General features: G+C 41.8%; 14 protein-coding genes. 9 read left to right on the top strand and 5 right to left on the bottom strand.

All coding sequences use genetic code 11. The features are described 5' to 3' along the window. Window positions 1-3 precede the first annotated feature (3 nt). The 4 genes from FN961_RS12550 to cmoA form a co-directional block, all read right to left on the bottom strand. Window positions 4-1,509 (bottom strand): inactive transglutaminase family protein, encoded by a 1,506-nt coding sequence (locus FN961_RS12550; protein WP_144040523.1) that lies wholly within the window; start codon window positions 1,507-1,509, stop codon window positions 4-6. A gap of 10 nt (window positions 1,510-1,519) precedes the next feature. Then, window positions 1,520-2,266, bottom strand: a complete 747-nt coding sequence (locus FN961_RS12545; protein ID WP_144040522.1) for an ATP-dependent zinc protease family protein — start codon at window positions 2,264-2,266, stop codon at window positions 1,520-1,522. A 104-nt stretch (window positions 2,267-2,370) separates the two neighbouring features. After that, entirely contained in the window at window positions 2,371-3,363 is a 993-nt protein-coding gene (gene cmoB, locus FN961_RS12540; protein WP_144040521.1) for a tRNA 5-methoxyuridine(34)/uridine 5-oxyacetic acid(34) synthase CmoB, read from the bottom strand. 91 nt (window positions 3,364-3,454) lie between these two features. Continuing rightward, window positions 3,455-4,186, bottom strand: coding sequence for a carboxy-S-adenosyl-L-methionine synthase CmoA (gene cmoA / locus FN961_RS12535; protein ID WP_144040520.1), 732 nt, complete (start codon window positions 4,184-4,186; stop codon window positions 3,455-3,457). 149 nt (window positions 4,187-4,335) lie between these two features. Here cmoA and FN961_RS12530 point away from each other — a divergent pair, with 149 nt between their 5' ends. The 6 genes from FN961_RS12530 (at window position 4,336) to ruvB (ending at window position 12,079) form a co-directional block, all read left to right on the top strand. After that, window positions 4,336-7,128 (top strand): transporter substrate-binding domain-containing diguanylate cyclase, encoded by a 2,793-nt coding sequence (locus FN961_RS12530; RefSeq protein ID WP_144040519.1) that lies wholly within the window; start codon window positions 4,336-4,338, stop codon window positions 7,126-7,128. 171 nt (window positions 7,129-7,299) lie between these two features. Further along, window positions 7,300-9,087 carry an aspartate--tRNA ligase gene (aspS, locus tag FN961_RS12525; RefSeq protein WP_144040518.1) on the top strand — a complete coding sequence of 596 codons (1,788 nt, stop codon included), beginning with the start codon at window positions 7,300-7,302 and terminating at the stop codon, window positions 9,085-9,087. Between the two features lie 71 nt (window positions 9,088-9,158). Continuing rightward, window positions 9,159-9,905: a YebC/PmpR family DNA-binding transcriptional regulator gene (locus tag FN961_RS12520; protein ID WP_144040517.1), complete on the top strand. Its 747-nt coding sequence runs from the start codon at window positions 9,159-9,161 to the stop codon at window positions 9,903-9,905. Window positions 9,906-9,908: 3 nt separating this feature from the next. Further along, window positions 9,909-10,430, top strand: a complete 522-nt coding sequence (gene ruvC, locus FN961_RS12515; RefSeq protein WP_144040516.1) for a crossover junction endodeoxyribonuclease RuvC — start codon at window positions 9,909-9,911, stop codon at window positions 10,428-10,430. Continuing rightward, window positions 10,427-11,044, top strand: coding sequence for a Holliday junction branch migration protein RuvA (gene ruvA / locus FN961_RS12510; RefSeq protein ID WP_144040515.1), 618 nt, complete (start codon window positions 10,427-10,429; stop codon window positions 11,042-11,044). The genes ruvC and ruvA overlap by 4 nt, the downstream gene beginning before the upstream one ends. Before the next feature lie 18 nt (window positions 11,045-11,062). Next, entirely contained in the window at window positions 11,063-12,079 is a 1,017-nt protein-coding gene (gene ruvB / locus FN961_RS12505; protein WP_144040514.1) for a Holliday junction branch migration DNA helicase RuvB, read from the top strand. Between the two features lie 28 nt (window positions 12,080-12,107). Here the strand turns inward: ruvB and FN961_RS12500 are convergent, their stop codons facing one another. Continuing rightward, entirely contained in the window at window positions 12,108-12,674 is a 567-nt protein-coding gene (locus FN961_RS12500) for a hypothetical protein (RefSeq protein ID WP_185972786.1), read from the bottom strand. Window positions 12,675-13,081: 407 nt separating this feature from the next. Between FN961_RS12500 and FN961_RS12495 the strand changes: the two genes are divergently transcribed. From FN961_RS12495 to FN961_RS12485, 3 genes are all read left to right on the top strand, one after another. Then, window positions 13,082-13,552 carry a DUF4402 domain-containing protein gene (locus FN961_RS12495; protein ID WP_144040513.1) on the top strand — a complete coding sequence of 157 codons (471 nt, stop codon included), beginning with the start codon at window positions 13,082-13,084 and terminating at the stop codon, window positions 13,550-13,552. Between the two features lie 134 nt (window positions 13,553-13,686). Further along, on the top strand, window positions 13,687-14,475 hold the full coding sequence (locus FN961_RS12490) for a fimbrial biogenesis chaperone (protein ID WP_144040512.1): 789 nt from the start codon (window positions 13,687-13,689) through the stop codon (window positions 14,473-14,475). A gap of 69 nt (window positions 14,476-14,544) precedes the next feature. Beyond that, window positions 14,545-17,529 (top strand): carboxypeptidase-like regulatory domain-containing protein, encoded by a 2,985-nt coding sequence (locus FN961_RS12485; RefSeq protein WP_185972785.1) that lies wholly within the window; start codon window positions 14,545-14,547, stop codon window positions 17,527-17,529. Window positions 17,530-17,605: the final 76 nt, after the last annotated feature.

The following is a 17,605-nucleotide window of genomic DNA, read 5'->3' as shown; positions in this document are numbered from 1 at the left end:
CTATTATTCTCCGGCCAATGGCTTGAAGCGTCTAAGTTCAAGCAAGCGGTAACCTGTGTATTGACCCATCAATAAGACCATAGCCAGTATCACAAGGTGAATACCTAGGAAATTAAAGACCCAATGCTGAACCCAAGTTGCGCTCATTGCAAGGTATGCAAGTGTGGCGACAAATAAGCTACCACCACCTTGAAGTACCACTTCTTTAGGGCCTTCCTCTTCCCAAAGAATAGACATTCTTTCAATTGTCCAAGCTAAGATTATCATCGGGAAGAAAGTGATCGTTAAGCCTTCACTTAACCCAAATTTGTAAGAGATAAGGGTAAATATCCCTATGATCCCAATCACGACGATGATCACCGCCGATATTCGCGAGATCAAGAGCAGGTTCAGTTGTGACAGGTATGAGCGGATCATTAAGCCACACGCGACGATGAGAATGAACCCAACTAATCCGGTTAGCAATGTTGTTTGAATAAAGGCCAGCGCGATGAGAACTGGCATAAAAGTACCTGAGGTTTTAAGTCCGACGATGACGCGAAGGAAAACCACCATTAGCACGCCAATAGGAATGAGTAAGATGCCTTTAAATAGACTTTGTTCTTCCAGAGGCAGTTGATATAAAGAAAAATCAAAGGTGCCCTTATTGTTCATTACATCCAAAGATGTGGCTAAAGCAGAGCGTGTGTCCTTTAGCATTGAGAAGTTGACTTGAGAGTTTACGCCGCCGGTAACATCTAAAGTAGACTGACCTGAACGATCCCAAAGGAGTAAGTTTTCACCGCGACCTTGTGTGCCATCAGCGGGATTGAAAAGTACCCAGTCACCGTCGTTATACACTTCAACAAAGCTGGTTAGCTGTTGTCTACGACGCTGATCTTCAAGAAATAAACCACTGACCTCTTTTGCTGGAACCCCTTTGCTGTGCAGCATGTGCAAGAAAAGTTTAGTTGGAGTGTTGTTGCTCAGAAGCAGCTCAACGTTTTGCGTTCTATCAGTCGCGTTTAATGCTTTATTGAGTTGCTGTGCAAAAGTGATGTTGGTGGCGCTCTTAGACCACACTTTTTCTATCACTTGTTCGGCAGCTTCTTTTTCAGTTGCTGGCCAAATGTAGAGCTGTGGGGTTGATGGCTCGACAGATGCAACGACTGTTGTGGTTCCTGTCGGAATTAATGTCACCTTATAATAAAGATTTTGAAGCCCAGTTGCTGAACGCACTGACCATAAGGCGCGACGATCTTGCTTATCTTGGCTGATTGTTAAGCCGTAACCAGGTGATGAGGCATTTTCGACTAAGACTTCGAAAGCGGGGTCATTCGGAAGAGAAAAAGAAACCTCGGCAGGCTCCCCAGTTCCTTGGAAACTGACTTTCGCGTCCACAGCCCAACTTTGAATCTGTTTGCCTGGTAAAAAAGGCACATTGTGTTCGATGCCGCGATACACACTGGCAGCAATTCCCGATATAAATAGCAGGGCGACCAGAATGTAAAAAGGTTTTTTAGAATGCATTTAACAATTCCTATTCTTCAGAAACAAGCACAGGCTTGTTTTTTCCATGGACATAACTTTGACCCACATCTACCACGGCAATATCTTGCATAAACTTACGACCCAGTAAAAGAGGGAAGTCTAGGTGACTGCGGTCAACCAAGTTCAAATCAGTTTCTGCGGAATACTGACCAATTTTTAGGTGCGCATGGATAACGGGACGGCGGTCAGTTTTTTCATCTAAATCTTGTTTAATTCGCACGAAACGCTCGACTTTAGATTCGAAAGTTTGCGCAGGAGCCTCTTTACCTAACGTGAATACATCGAATCTGACCCACTGCTTTCCATCACGTTCAAACAAAATGATGTTGTGGGAGTCTAAGGACGATGATTCTGCACCAGTGTCAATACGAGTATTGAAACTGGCATTGAGCTCTTCGATATAGACATTTTCAATAGCACCTAGGATGAACTTGCCTGCGAGAGGTGATGGAGGGCAATCTTCAGCAATCGAAATGATTTTCTCTTTCGGCGCATGTTCTAATGTTGAAATCTTTTGCGTTAAGGTGTCTATGTGTGACGATAGTTCCGTTATCGCAAGAGATTGAGTCTTTTTGTTCTCGTCCATGATTTGAATCAAATCTGCTTGTTGTCGCGCTAAACTTGAGTCTAGAACCGAAACATCGACCGCTTTCGGTAAGTTTGCGTTTTCTTGAGACGTCATTGCACAGCCAGCTAAGCCAGCCGCTACCGCAATACAGATTATCTGTTTAAACATAGTGCTTCCCATTTACTAATGTATTTGTTCTTCAAAGTTTGAGGTTATCTCTACCAAGGCTAACTATCTTCTGTGTTGTGGAGATTGTCAGCACAAGTTAATCATCACATGAGATCTTTATTTGGTTGGTTTTTCGTTGCGATAAACGTAGCTCGTTTAGGCGCAGGATAACCCTCGACGGTTAAATCTATATTGGTTGGATCGAGATAATCAACCAGTGACTCATTCGGCATCCAATCAGTTCTTCTTTGTTCTGCAAGGGATGTAACATCGATATCAACGCATTTAATATCAATAAAATCAGCTTTCTTCAACCAAGCTGCTAATGCGGCAGCCGACGGAAGAAACCATACATTATTCATCTTGCCATATCTATCACCGGGCACCAGAACGGTATTTTCATCACCGTCAACAACCAAAGTTTCTAAAACTAGTTCACCACCTGTTCTCAATTGATCCCTAAGTTGTAACAAGTGATCAATAGGTGAGCGCCTGTGATATAGCACTCCCATGGAGAAAACAGTATCAAATGCATCTAAAGGTGGCAGGTCTTCAATGCCCAAGGGTAATAGGTGTACGGGCTGGTCTTCACCTGCTAAGCGTTTAATTGCCTCAAATTGACAAAGAAACAGCGTGGAAGGGTCAATACCCACAACGTGATTAGCGCCTTCACCTAACATACGCCACATATGATATCCGCTACCACAGCCAACATCTAAGACGGTGCGATTATTCAGTGGTGAAAGATGAGGAAGAACACGATCCCATTTCCAGTCTGAACGCCACTCTGTATCGATATTTATGCCATGGACAGAAAAAGGGCCTTTGCGCCAAGGGGTAAAGATCCGGAGTAAGTTTTCTAGCTTTTCCTGTTCACCAGGCGACAACTGATCGCCACTGCCGATGGTAACGGAGTGCTTAAGATCTAATGTGTCAGGTGCTGGATAGTTCAGCTTATTAAGCACTTTCTCCCATTTAGGTAAGGTGCCGTGTTTATGCTCACGTTGCCACTGACCTAAAATAGCTGGCAATGTTTCCAGCCAATGCTGAAGGCTTGAGTCTGCAATTTTTTTGTAAAATGAACTAAAACTGATCACTGGAAAGCCACCTTAGAGGAGTGAGAAATTGAACCATATAATGGAAAAGAACGGGTTAATTTGTTCCATAGATGTAATGGCGTAAAAAACATCATTTAATCGCAACCATAGAAGCAAAGTTGAAACATTGAAACCACACGTTAAAATGTTTAAAGCCTTGCTCTTTTAATCTGACTTCATGCTGATGCAATGTATCAGGTTTCATGACATGCTCTAATGAGCTTCGTTTCTGACTTATCTCTAATTCACTGTAACCATTAGACCTTTTAAAGTCGAGGTGAAGATCATCAAGTAAACTTTGCACTGAATCATCTTCAAAGTTTAACTTTTCAGAGAGCACTAAAATGCCGCCAGGCTTGAGTCCTTGGTAAATATTGTTTAGCAGAGACTCTCTGTCTTTTGGTGCCAAAAACTGCATGGTAAAATTAAGTACAACCATGGAAGCATTTTCAATATTAATGTCCCGAATGTCACCACAAATAAGATCAACAGGTGTGTCGCTGACATAGGCGCCTAAGTTTTCTTGGCAACGTCCAATCATGGACTCACTATTGTCGACTGCCACAATGGTGCAATTTCTTGAGCCGATGTTGCGGCGAATACTTAATGTCGCGGCCCCAAGGGAGCAACCGAGATCGTAAACACGGCTATCCGGAGTGACGTATTTATCGGCAAGATCGCCAAGAGTTTTTATGATCTGACCATAACCTGGAACAGAGCGTCGGATCATGTCATTAAAAACGCCAGCTACCTTTTCATCAAATTGAAAGTCGCTAATGTTTTCACATGCTTGTGCGTAGATAGTATCTTGAGAAGTGTTCATTCATTTTTAATGTGTAAATTCAACGTGTCATTCTAACGAATCATCACTGTTTGCAGCAAGTCTAGGACTGGATATTTATGATAAAATTTTGTCTAATAGCGTAAAAGCAACATTATATATACATTTTAGTGACTTTTCGGGAAGTGGATTTGAAGTTATTTAACCAATTGTTATGCATTCTTTACCTTGTATTCTTCTCATCTTCGCTATTTGCTGTTGAAGAACAGCCTCTTATTGTCGTAATGAATGCTGATAGCTACCCGTACCAATTCATTGACGATAAAGGCGCACCACAAGGAATACTTGTGGACCTGTGGAAGGATTGGTCTTTACTAACAGCCATTGACGTGGAGTTTGTTGTCCGTGATTGGGAAGATGTTCTCGTTAGGGACGATATTGATCAGACTATTGTCCATATTGGCACGACTGGAAGACTTGAGAGCAAAGAGCAATTTGATGTTGCTAAGCCAATTTGGTCGGCTAACAGCTATCTTTATTTAAGTGCCTCTATGATAAACAAACGCAATATTTCTGAGCTTCAACCCTATAAAATCGGCATCGTTTCTGATTCCTCTTGCGAAGATGAATTATTAGCTGTTGAGCCTGGGTTGGTGTTTAAACGCTACAACAATCGTCAAGACTTGTTACAGGGAGCATTGGCTGGAGAGGTATTTGCATTTGCAGATAGTGAAGTAAATGCAAATAATAGCGCTCACAACCAAGTTACCGCGTTATTTCCCACTTCGAATCGGTTGCTCATAAAACAGAACGAAATCAGACCTGTGATCATCAATGGGCAAGCTTCCCTTATTCAGCAGATAGACATTGGTTTTAGCCAGATCCCAGATGAGCGGATGAGTGAGATTGAGGTGTATTGGCTGGGCGCAGGCCAACAAAAAGGAGGAATACGGATAGCGTCGACGGTGAACATTGAACCTTATGTCAACATCGGAGGAGATGGAAACCTCCATGGCTTATATGTCGATATGTGGGATTTGTGGTCAGAGAAAACAGGTGTTCCGATAACATTCACACAAGGTACGATGAAGAGCACGATTGCGCTTGTACGTGAAGGAAAAGCGGATGTGCACATAGGTTACCCAGAAAGTGAGAGCCTTAAAACGGGTTTACAAAGAGAAGAGCTGCTTTACCGTGTAAAAAGCCGTCTATTTAGTTTAAATAAACCCATTGGCTCGCTCGACGAATTGACTCATTCTCGAATAGGCGCTGTGCCTACTGCCCCTTATCTGGATAAGCTCTCACTAGAATTACCAGATGCTGATATAAGACTTTATGGCTCGGTGGATGCCATGATTGAGGCCGTTATCAGTGACGAGATCTCAAGTTTCGTTGCTTCCTCTGCATGGACACAGCACTATTTGGTGCAAAAGGGCGTAGCACCTGATTTTTATCAATTTATGGGATTGGAATACAGCACTGATATCTATGTATTATCCGCAGGGGGGAATTCCGAACTCTCAGAGAGCATCAAACAAGGTTTTGCACTCATCAGTCGTGTGGAGTTGGCTGAGATAGAACAAAAATGGATGCTCGACAATAACAATCGAATTTTTGTTGATGAGCTAGCGTCAATACAGCTATCGACGCAGGAGAGTGAGTATCTTAAGCGTTTACCGACACTAAAAGTGGGTTATCAAAAAAACTGGAAGCCGATGGAGTTTACTGACAGTCAAGGTGATTTTGCTGGTGTAAACGGTGAGCTTATACAGCTTTTACAGGATAGACTCGGTATTAAAGTAGAGGCGGTTGAGTATCAAGAGTGGCAAGGGCTGATATCTGCTCTTATTAGTGGAGAAGTTGATATTGCCGGCAGCGTGGCGTCCACTCAAGAGCGTTTAAAAGCCTTGATGTTTAGTGAGCCATATTGGCCTTCCCCTTGGGCACTCGCTACGCCTATGGATAAAGAATCAGTTTTTAATATTCAACAACTCAAAGGACAAAGAGTCGCCGTTGTTGAAGGTTACCAATTGATTAATGAATTAATTGGGCCTGAGTTCGGGGTTGAGTTAGTGCTGGTTGCTGATACTGAAGCAGGGCTAAAAGCGGTCACTGATGGTTTAGCTGATGCCTTTATTGAGAAAGTCATCAACATGGCAGCTCAATTAAAGCAAAGTGAGATGAGTCAGTTGAAGATGTCAGTACTCGCGGATTTCTCTGAGCAGCAAAGTCACTTTGGTGTTCATCCGAGTAAAGCCGAGTTAGTGCCGCTAATTAACAAGGTACTAGAGAGTGTTGAACAATCAAGCCGTCAAAAGATATATCAGCGTTGGGTTATTCCTACTGCAGGGGAGTTGTCTAGCGCTAAATCTCAATGGAACCTAGTGTTCGGTTTGATACTTTTCATGTTTGTTGTGTTATTAATATCACTCAAGATCATGCTGGGTAGAGAGGTTGATAAAAGGAAGCGCTTAGAACGTCAACTGTTAGATTTGACTCACTATGATACGTTAACGGCATTGCCAAATCGAACTTTGCTGAATGATAGACTAGAGCAAACTATATTACTGCATGCTCGAGAATTATCGACTTTTGCTATCTTATTTGTCGGCTTTGATGGAATAAAGTCAATTAACGCTCAATGTGGCCATCATGCTGGCGAGCAATTGACTAAGACGTTAGCCGAGCTAATCACAAAGTCGGTAAGGCGTTCGGATACTGTCGCACGGTTTGGCAGTGAAGAGTTTGTGGTTATCTTGAACCGCACCAAATCCTTGGATATCGTGTGTCAGGTGGCTGAAAATATTATTAATCACCTATCTGATGACTTTGATGTTGAGCAGTTGCAGGTCAATATTCACACCAGTATTGGTGTTGCTAGATACCCTTCAGATGGGGACGGTGCAGCCGAATTACTTAACGCGGCTGAGAAATTAATGTTTAAGGCGAAAGAAAGTGGTGGAAATTGTTATAAATCATCATGATAATATAGCAATGTAAACTCATTTCGTGTGTATTTAGTTCACTAATTGAGTGATACTTCATCGACTAACGGTGAAGTTGTTTTTTAATCGGCAATATTTAACTATAATGCCGCTTTTGTGTTGTTTAGAATATTCTTCAGCCATAGGTTTGCGGATAAAGGAAAGAGTTAGATGCGCAGTCAATATTGTGGAGACGTTAATAAGTCTCACGTTGGACAAGAAGTAACCTTAGTAGGTTGGGTAAACCGTAGTCGTGACTTAGGCGGTGTTGTTTTTCTTGATCTACGTGATAGAGAAGGCATAGTTCAGGTTGTTTATGATCCTGATTTACCTGAGGTGTTCGATGTTGCGAGTACACTGCGCAGTGAATTTTGTGTTCAGGTAACCGGCGTTGTTCGTGCTCGTCCAGATAGCCAAATTAATCAAGATATGCGCACTGGTGAGATTGAGATTTTAGGCAAGGGCCTAACAATCTTAAACAGCTCAGCGCCGTTGCCGATTAACATGGACAAAAATCAGCACAACACTGAAGAGCAAAGATTAAAATACCGTTATTTAGATCTTCGCCGTCCAGAGATGGCTGATCGTATTGTTTTCCGTTCAAAAGTGACCAGTGCCGTGCGTCGTTTCCTTGATGACAGCGGTTTCTTAGACATTGAAACGCCGATACTAACCAAAGCGACACCAGAAGGTGCACGTGATTACTTAGTGCCAAGCCGTACCTATAAAGGTCAGTTTTTTGCATTACCTCAATCACCACAGCTTTTTAAACAGTTGTTAATGATGTCTGGTTTCGACCGTTATTATCAAATCGTTAAGTGTTTCCGTGATGAAGATCTGCGAGCCGATCGTCAGCCTGAATTTACTCAGATAGATATTGAAACTTCGTTTATGACGTCAGCACAAGTGATGGAAAAAACAGAAGAGATGGTACGCGGTCTATTTAATGACCTGTTAAATGTTGATTTAGGTGAATTCCCTAAGATGACATTTGCTGAAGCAATGCGTCGTTTCGGCTCTGATAAGCCAGATCTACGTAACCCGCTTGAATTGATTGATGTTGCCGATCTCGTTAAAGAGGTTGAGTTTGCTGTATTCAATGGCCCTGCAAACGATCCAGAAGGACGGGTTGCCGTTCTTTGTATCCCTGGCGGTGCTAAGCTGTCTCGTAAGCAACTGGATGAATATGCTAAATATGCCACCATCTATGGCGCTAAAGGGTTAGCTTGGATGAAGGTTAACGATCTTGAAAAAGGTCTTGAAGGCATTCAATCGCCAGTACTTAAGTTCCTTAGCGAAGATGTCGTTAACGGTTTACTTGATCGTACTAATGCTAAGACAGGCGATCTGATCTTGTTTGGTGCAGATAAAGCTAATATCGTTTCCGAAGCGATGGGGGCATTGCGTCTTAAAGCAGGTGAAGATTTCGACTTGCTTCAAGGTGAGTGGAAGCCATTATGGGTTGTTGATTTCCCAATGTTTGAACCAACATCTGACGGTGGGTTACATGCAATGCATCACCCGTTCACCGCGCCAATGGGCATTACACCTGAGCAACTAGAGGCGAATCCTACTGCTGCTATTTCAGATGCCTATGACATGGTATTGAACGGTTGTGAGTTAGGTGGCGGTTCTGTACGTATTCACAACAGTGAAATGCAATCAGCCGTTTTCCGTATCTTAGGTATCGAAGAGGAAGAGGCCAATGAGAAGTTTGGTTTCTTACTTGAAGCATTACGCTATGGTACGCCGCCTCATGCTGGTTTAGCATTTGGTTTAGATCGCATTGTCATGCTAATGACTGGTGCAAGTTCTATTCGTGATGTGATGGCTTTCCCAAAAACCACAACGGCAGCTTGTCCTTTAACGAATGCACCAGGTTATGCCAACCCTGCTCAGTTAGTTGAGCTAGGTATCGAGGTTACCGAAACCCAAGATAACCAAGAAGAGCAAGCTTAATCGTTAAAATAGCCGAGTTTATCTCGGCTTTTTTAAGCGTTTTTTCTGTCTCGACATAAGGAGAATGATATATGGCAGGTCATAGTAAATGGGACAATATCAAACACCGTAAAGCGGCTCAAGATGCGAAACGCGGTAAGCTGTTTACCAAGTTTATCCGCGAGCTGACTGTTGCAGCCCGAGAAGGTGGTTCAGATGTCGATGCTAACCCTCGACTTCGCGCCGCAATTGATAAAGCACTATCGAATAATATGACTCGCGATACGGTTGAACGTGCCATAAAACGAGGCGCAGGCGAACTCGATGGGCAAATACTTGAAACGATCATGTATGAAGGCTATGGCCCTGGTGGAACTGCGGTTCTCGTTGAAACCATGACGGATAATAAAAACCGTACCGTGTCTGGTGTCCGTAACGCGTTTAGCAAGTCAGGTGGAAATCTCGGTACCGACGGCTCTGTGTCTTATCTTTTTGATAAGCGTGGAGTTATCTCCTATGAAGACGGTGTCGACGAAGATCAAATTATGGATGCAGCACTAGAAGCTGGCGCCGATGATGTGATCACACATGAAGATGGCTCTATCGATGTATTTAGTGCACCAGAGGATTTTGGTGTTGTTAAAGATGCACTTGACGCTGCAGGTTTTGAATCTGTTAATGCTGAGGTCACTATGATCCCATCATTAAAAGCCGATCTTGATGCCAGCACAGCGCCGAAGTTTATGCGATTAATCGATAATCTTGAAGAGCACGATGATGTTCAAGAGGTCTACCACAATGCGGCAATATCAGACGAAATTATGGAGTCGTTAGAGTAAAGTATGGCAATAATTCTTGGAATCGATCCCGGTTCAAGGATCACCGGATATGGTGTGATCCAGTGTAATGGTCGAAGCCAAATCTATTTAGGCAGTGGATGTATCCGTACTGCTTCGGAAGATTTCCCTTATCGACTTAAACAGATATTTGATGGCGTTTCAGAAATTATCCGTCAATATCAGCCCGATCTTTTCGCAATCGAACGTGTTTTTATGGCTAAAAATCCTGATTCAGCACTTAAATTAGGCCAAGCACGTGGCGCAGCTATTGTCGCTGCAACGAATGCCAATTTACCTGTTGCCGAATACTCTGCAACCCAGATAAAAAGTTCGGTTGTAGGCACTGGTCGAGCAGAAAAGTCGCAAGTTCAACATATGGTTCAACAGATCTTAAAACTCCCAGCGGCTCCCCAGGCTGATGCTGCCGATGCACTCGGCGTCGCCATCTGCCATTTTCATACAAGTCAGAGCTTAATCGCACTGGGTGGAAGAGCCAACGCACAGACATACGGACGTTACAAATGATTGGTCGTTTACGCGGGATCCTGATTGAAAAGCAGGCTCCAGAAATTTTAATCGACGTGGCAGGTTTAGGGTATGAAGTTCATATGCCTTTGACCAGCTTTTATGAGCTTCCAGACCTACATCAAGAAGCGATAGTGTATACCCACTTTGTGGTGCGTGAAGATGCACAATTACTTTATGGTTTTATTACCAAGCAGGAGAGAGCGCTGTTTCGTTTATTAGTCAAGACGAATGGAGTTGGGCCGAAACTTGGATTAACCATATTATCAGGTATGACAGCGAGTGAGTTTGTTGCCTGTGTTGAGCGAGATGATATCGCGACCTTGGTGAAGTTACCCGGTGTTGGTAAGAAAACCGCTGAAAGACTACTGGTGGAGATGAGAGACAAACTTAAGAGTTTAATGGAAGCCTCTGCCGGCTCTGAGCGTGAATTTATGCTTAAGTCTAACTATGCACCTAAAGCTGTTATCAATACGGCCGAAGAAGATGCGATTGCTGCGTTACTATCATTAGGCTACAAACCTGCTCAAGCTAGCAAAGCGGTATCTGCGGTCTTTGAAGAAGGCATGAGCACTGAAGCATTGATCAAGTCGTCACTTAAGTCGATGTTATAATTATAAATTGAGAAAGAGATGATAGAAGCGGATCGTTTAATTCATGCTGAACCCCAAGGTTTCGAAGAGCGTGATGAGCAAATTGATAGGGCTATGCGCCCCAAAATGCTCGATGAGTACACAGGTCAAGATGACAGCCGTGCTCAGTTAAAAATATTTATTCAAGCGGCTCAAAAGCGTGGCGAAGCACTGGATCACATGTTGATCTACGGCCCGCCAGGTTTAGGTAAAACCACGTTAGCCATGATTGTCGCTAATGAGATGGGAGTGAACATAAAATCCACTTCAGGGCCTGTGTTGGAAAAAGCCGGCGATCTTGCTGCACTGCTGACAAACCTTGAAGAGGGGGATGTGTTATTTATCGATGAAATCCACCGTTTAAGTTCGGTGGTTGAAGAGATATTGTACCCAGCGATGGAAGATTATCAGCTAGATATTATGATTGGTGAAGGTCCTGCAGCGCGTTCAATAAAGTTAGATTTACCTCCGTTTACGCTTATTGGAGCCACAACTCGTGCTGGTGCGTTAACCTCTCCATTGCGAGCCCGGTTTGGCATTCCACTTAGGCTAGAGTTCTATAATGTTAAAGATTTGAGCACCATTGTGACCCGCTCAGCTAAAGTGCTTGAACTGCCTATAGATGAAGAGGGCGCTATTGAGCTGGCAAAACGTTCTCGCGGTACGCCGAGAATCGCCAATCGTTTGCTACGGCGAGTGCGTGATTATGCAGAGGTTAAGTATGATGGTGAGATCAACAAGAAAGTTGCCGATCTCGCGTTAGACATGCTTGATATCGACGCAGAAGGCTTTGATTACATGGACAGAAAGTTACTCTTAGCCATCATTGATAAGTTTATGGGTGGGCCAGTGGGCCTAGATAATTTGGCTGCAGCCATTGGTGAAGAACGTGAAACGATTGAAGATGTGCTCGAGCCTTTCTTGATCCAACAAGGTTTTATCCAACGCACACCTAGAGGTCGAATTGCCACCGATCGTGCGTATAAGCATTTTGATATTATCCAACCAGAAAAATAATGGGTAACTAACTGCGAAGAGTAATGCATCATTGCTCTTCGATGATTAAGCTGTACTGCGGTGATTTCAGTCCCGTAGTTGCATTTTTACCTGCTACGACCTTAGCGCCTATTTCTATATATTCCCCATTAACGCCTGGATTCGCTAAGCCACTAGATGGAAAATTCTTAAGGGTCTTATTTTTATATCTTACGCGTAGGTTTTTTAAATTAATTTTTTTTTCATTTGCGAGCTGCACAAAGTCAATCGAGATAAGTGCACTTGTATCCGACGTGATGAGGTATCGACCTTGTTGATAGTCATTATCTAATAGTGCCGCATTGGTTGCATTGCCAAGCGCTCCTTTCCAGTTAACTAAAACCACAGTACTTTTATTGTTATTTTTTAATACACTCGGGTACTTAAGAGGTTGTATCTCAGTGATTGATATTGCAGCAAGGGCATTTGGTAGCATGAAAATATTAACAAAAGCAATTGGTAGAATAATGGTGCTGATGTAAAAATGAGCAGATTGTATTAGGGGACGCAAATATTCCTTAAATATCGGAAATGCTAAATTTAAATTTTTTTCAGTATATTTATAATTGTGGTACATATTAACCTATTGTCGTTATCACTTTAATTAGTTCAATTGTCATACGTCAACAATACTCGCATTAAATACAGGGTTAATTTATAACTAGAATAATAAATCCCATAATAAAAATAAGGTTTATTTGTATATCAATGTATCAGAAGAATATTATTTTAATTTATCACACTCAAATCTGTGTTACATGGAATAAGGTTTGGGGGTGTTTCAATAATAGTAATGTTAATTAAAGTAAAATGTAAGCAAATTGTTGCAAAATGTTTGTCTTTTGATATCTTAGTGATGTGCAGTCGCTAAAGTACTGCTTTAACATTGATTTGTGCTTTATTTTTGAGCTGATGACTTTTAATCAGTGATCGTTTTAGCATAACCACAATAATAATATAAAAATATTTTAGGATTCATTAATAATGAAGAATAACATTCTGCTTTCTACACTGGTTGCGTCTACTTTTTTAATTGCATCTCAAGCTGATGCTGCCCAAGCTACGGGTACTGCGAATTTTAAACTTGTTTATCCTATTGCCATTACTGAAACTGCTATTATGGAATTTGGTGATGTTAGTATTATAGCTGATGGTAACTGTACGTTAGGTTATGCTGATGATGTATCAGGTACAGCATGTGTCGCTGGAGGAAGTGCTGCATTATCTGGTGAGTTCACTATCACTGCCGATAATACAAATGTGAATATCGCACTTTCTGCTGCTGACTCATCTTCTGTTCCTGGTGTGACTTTTACACCATCGGTAGCGAATACTTCTCTTACAGTGACAGGAAACAGTGCTGTAATAAAAGTTGGTGCTTCATTAGACATAGTAGCTGCGAGTGCAGTCGCCGGCGCTAAAAACCTTACATATACTGTTGATGTTACCTATTAATTAAGTGTTGTTTTAACCGCTATAGTTATTTAATTAATAATGTGGCGGTTAAATAATAAACACGCTCGTAGTACAAGCTAACCAATAATAAAAAATTGAGACTAAATCTCATATAAATTAGCTGGGCGATAATAATGAAATATACTTTTTGGGGCTTTTTAGCCTTCGTTTTTAGTTTTAATGTTCAAGCTAACTTGCTAGTGACCCCTACTAGAGTTGAGTTAGACGATAAGGAGCAACTCAGTGCTGTTTTTTCTCTAGTGAATAAAGGCAAGAGTGTTTCTCGCTATAATATTTATTTTGAAAATAAAGCACTGCTCCCAACAGGGGATTATGTCACGCTTGATACTTCTCCGACTTCTTTAGCTAAGTTTGTTCGCTACTCTCCAAGGCGTGTGAGTTTAGAACCTGAGCAGGGCACTCGGGTTAGAATGGCTGTACGTTTACCTAAAGCGACAGTTAAAGGCGAGTACAGAAGTTACATCGTATTTCATCAGATCCCTTTAGCACCAGAAGTGGCTGACAATGACGCTGCTAAGCAGAGCATGACCTTAAGCTTATCAGTACAGGCCTATATGCGAATATCTATCCCTGTTATTTTGAGGGTAGGCGAGCTCGCTTCTGAAGTTCAAATTGAAACTGTGATGAATGAAGCCACCAAAGCCAGTGTTGAAGTAACCTTAACCCGTGAAGGGGAGAGGAGCAGCTATGGTGATATTGAAATAATAGAGATGTCAGGTGGCAAAGAAGTGGCGAGTGTTGGCAATTATAAAAACGCTGTCATTTATACTGAGCTTGCAAAGCGAACCTTCTCTATCGATTTAACAAAACCGATGACGTCAGGCACTGAATTACTGGTGCGATACCGCGAAAGTGAAAGCCTATCCGAGGCCAAAACCGTTGAAAATAGGCTAGTCATGTAACGATAGTTCTTAAACGTGCTCTTCAATATTTCTTCTCAGATCGCTTTATGGCATAGATCATTCAGATTTGTGCTTATTGCGATTTTTATCGTTTGTGTCTTTGTTTTAATTATATCTTTGTATTGGGAAAATCTTTTCGACTTAAACACCAAGGATAAATCGGCCTTAATTGGTGCAGATTTTAGCGTCGATGAAGTCATCAATGATCCCCATGAAAATGTAACGTCTCAAAATGATGACAATGATATTAGGCCACAAAAAATCCATGACTTACATGGGAAAATAAAAGAATCAACAAATACGAATGGTGATAAAAAATCTGACGCTAATCAAGCTAGTATCAAGGCATTTGTTTCTGAATTAACTCAAGTAAGTGCTAGCCATAAAAAGGTCCTTAAAGAGAAAGCGCCCAACTCTTATGATACTGAGTCTATCAATACATCTTTGGTTACTAAGGGGAAGATCCAAGGGAAAATACTAGGGTCTCCAAGACAGAATATAAGCCAGCAGCAAGAGTTAGTGGCGTTATCTACGGGGTTTGCTCAAGAAAACACTGATGTTTCGGCACATCAATATTCGATATGTAATCGAGTGAGCTCATATTCTTATCAACGCCAACCCACGTCCGATGAATATTTCATTATTAGTCAATTAAAATACGGTCAGGAGGTACTCAGTGATGAGTTATTTGCCTATCAAGAAGGCGCAGTTCAATACCTTCCAATACAATTATTTGCAGAACTATTACTTTTACCCGTTCAAGTTGACGAAGCGACTTCATCTCTGAATGGTTGGTATCTCGATCCAGAAAGAGAAATTGAATTAAGTAATGGTCTGTTAAGTTACTGGGCTAATAATGGTGTGTGCGATATCCCAAATGGTCAGGTTTTTTATGATGATTGGGATCTGTATTTAGACGTGCGACTTGTTGAAAGCATGTTCGGGCTGACCATCTCATTTGATGGACTAAGGCAAAGGTTCACCATTCAAGTATCTGACGATATACCACTCTCTTTATTACTTGCTAGGCAAGAAAGGTTTAAAGCATTTGAAGCTGAGAAAAAGAGACGTGAGTTACAACACATATTGGTTGTAGACAGTCAGAATGCATTGGTAGGCGATCTCGCCGGCCACGTTGATCTTGGTCTCGTATCCCAAAAAGTATTAGAAACACAAAAAATCAGTGATGAAGGCTTTGTTCAACTTCGTAGTGATCTGGGCGGACATAATGCCTATGTCGGATATTCTTGGTCTGATTCGGGTCAATACCTTAATGGGTATGTGGAAAAATATCAAAAAGACAGTTGGATTAAGCATTACCGGGTTGGTAGCGTTGACTCGCACTCCTTGCCACTCGTGTCTGAATCAATGGCTGGGCTTGGGATTAAAATCTCTGCTGGCGACGGTTTTACAGACGATTTTAGAAGCATTGTCATTGAAGGTGAGATTGAACCTGATTGGGATGTGGAGCTGTACAGAAATAACAGTTTAGTATCAATTCAACAGGTGGGTGCAGATGCTAGGTATCGTTTTACTGATGTGCCTTTCTATATAGGTACTAACCAGTATCAATTAAGATTCTTTGGTCCTAATGGAGAAAGTCGCAATGAATCATTCAGTAAAGTACTCGATAATTCAGTACTTGAAAAAGGAAGTGTAGGTGTTAATTTTGGCGCAATGGTCCGTGAGGATGATGAGTTAGCACAGTATTATCTCCACAGTAATTGGGCATTAACGGAGAATATAACAGCTGGTATATCACTGGTTAATCAGGAGAATGCTAAGGGCGATTGGCAATTTACGCCCAAAATTAACATGAACCTTTTAGGTGGTCAGAACCTATTGCAACTCAATTTTGCTCATAATGGTGAAGGTTATGCCTTGGGGACAGTGTTACAAGGCAGTAGCGAGCGGTTTGATTGGAGTGCTGACTGGCAATTATTTGATGATTTTAACTCTTGGGAAAATTCACAAAGTCAGTTGACTCAGGAGGTGAACGTAAATCTTAATGCCAATCTTGATATTTCGTCTTTGAGTGTTTCTCTGTCAGGAAACTGGAAGGAATATGCCCATGTGGGTGAATACTTTCAGCTTAATGGACGTTTAGCGGGTCAGTTTAAACGATTGTCTTACAGTAACGATATTCGTTGGCAATCTAATCGCTCACAAGATACGGTCAATAACCGTATTGCAGTATCAGGTAAATTGTCTGACTGGTATTTAAGAAGTTACCTTGATATCGACATTTTACCTGATATTGAGCTGAATCAATGGGTGATAAATGCAAATACATCGCTTAGTGATGATTTTAACTATCAGGTAGAGATGAGCTATCAAGCAAAAGCGGAAACGGCCCACAGTATAAGGAACTCAATTTCATACTTATTTGATCAAAGTGCGGTACGTTTAGTGGTTGAAAACTATTCAGACGGAGATTGGTTTGCCCAATTAAAATGGAACAGTTCATTTCTATGGCAACCAACAGCTGGAAAGTTCATGGTAGATCGTGCCAGTTATATCAATACAGGGGCTATCACCATAAAAGCGTTTCAGGATGATAATGCTAATGGCGAGCAAGATGAAGGAGAAGCCCCTGTTAAAGGTTTATCATTTTCAGGTCATAGTAAGCCGAGTTTAAAAACAGATCATAAGGGGGAGTTGTTGATTACACACCTTCAAACCACACAAGCTCAACGTTTGAGATTAAATGAAAATAGTTTAACAGATCCATTTTTGGTTCCATTAGCAAATGTGATCAGCGTAGAACCTCACCCAGGGCACATAGAGCAGATCTTATTTCCCATTTTATATACCGCTGAAATGGAAGGGAAGGTGTTGAACACGTCTGGCAGTCCGGCAAAGGGACTATCCATCGTGTTGAAAAGTAGTTCATCGGATAGAGAGTATGCAGTCAGAGTTGAGTTTGATGGGGTATTTATTTTCGATCGTATCGTACCTGGAGATTACCAGTTAACTATTGGCGATAGGCTTAGCTACGATATGCAGCTTAAACCTGGTGCTTACTTGGATTTAGGTGAGATAACGCTAAATTAGGCCAAACCTGCGACTAGCCCATCAGAATAATTGTGTTTTCACGCTATAATTAATGTGTAGTTCAATACGATGCGGT

It is taken from the genome of Shewanella hanedai, from assembly GCF_007197645.1.
In the GTDB taxonomy this organism is placed as follows: domain Bacteria; phylum Pseudomonadota; class Gammaproteobacteria; order Enterobacterales; family Shewanellaceae; genus Shewanella; species Shewanella hanedai.
The sequence above is the reverse complement of the archived record's forward strand: the minus strand, read 5'-3'. Positions and strand labels throughout refer to the sequence as shown.

Excerpts from the sequence above, each read along its gene's own strand:
- FN961_RS12500 (WP_185972786.1), bottom strand. The coding sequence starts at position 12,674 with ATGTACCACAATTATAAATATACTGAAAAAAATTTAAATTTAGCATTT.
- FN961_RS12520 (WP_144040517.1), top strand. The coding sequence starts at position 9,159 with ATGGCAGGTCATAGTAAATGGGACAATATCAAACACCGTAAAGCGGCT.
- FN961_RS12550 (WP_144040523.1), bottom strand. The coding sequence starts at position 1,509 with ATGCATTCTAAAAAACCTTTTTACATTCTGGTCGCCCTGCTATTTATA.
- FN961_RS12490 (WP_144040512.1), top strand. The coding sequence starts at position 13,687 with ATGAAATATACTTTTTGGGGCTTTTTAGCCTTCGTTTTTAGTTTTAAT.
- cmoA (WP_144040520.1), bottom strand. The coding sequence starts at position 4,186 with ATGAACACTTCTCAAGATACTATCTACGCACAAGCATGTGAAAACATT.
- aspS (WP_144040518.1), top strand. The coding sequence starts at position 7,300 with ATGCGCAGTCAATATTGTGGAGACGTTAATAAGTCTCACGTTGGACAA.
- FN961_RS12495 (WP_144040513.1), top strand. The coding sequence starts at position 13,082 with ATGAAGAATAACATTCTGCTTTCTACACTGGTTGCGTCTACTTTTTTA.
- ruvB (WP_144040514.1), top strand. The coding sequence starts at position 11,063 with ATGATAGAAGCGGATCGTTTAATTCATGCTGAACCCCAAGGTTTCGAA.
- ruvC (WP_144040516.1), top strand. The coding sequence starts at position 9,909 with ATGGCAATAATTCTTGGAATCGATCCCGGTTCAAGGATCACCGGATAT.
- FN961_RS12545 (WP_144040522.1), bottom strand. The coding sequence starts at position 2,266 with ATGTTTAAACAGATAATCTGTATTGCGGTAGCGGCTGGCTTAGCTGGC.
- ruvA (WP_144040515.1), top strand. The coding sequence starts at position 10,427 with ATGATTGGTCGTTTACGCGGGATCCTGATTGAAAAGCAGGCTCCAGAA.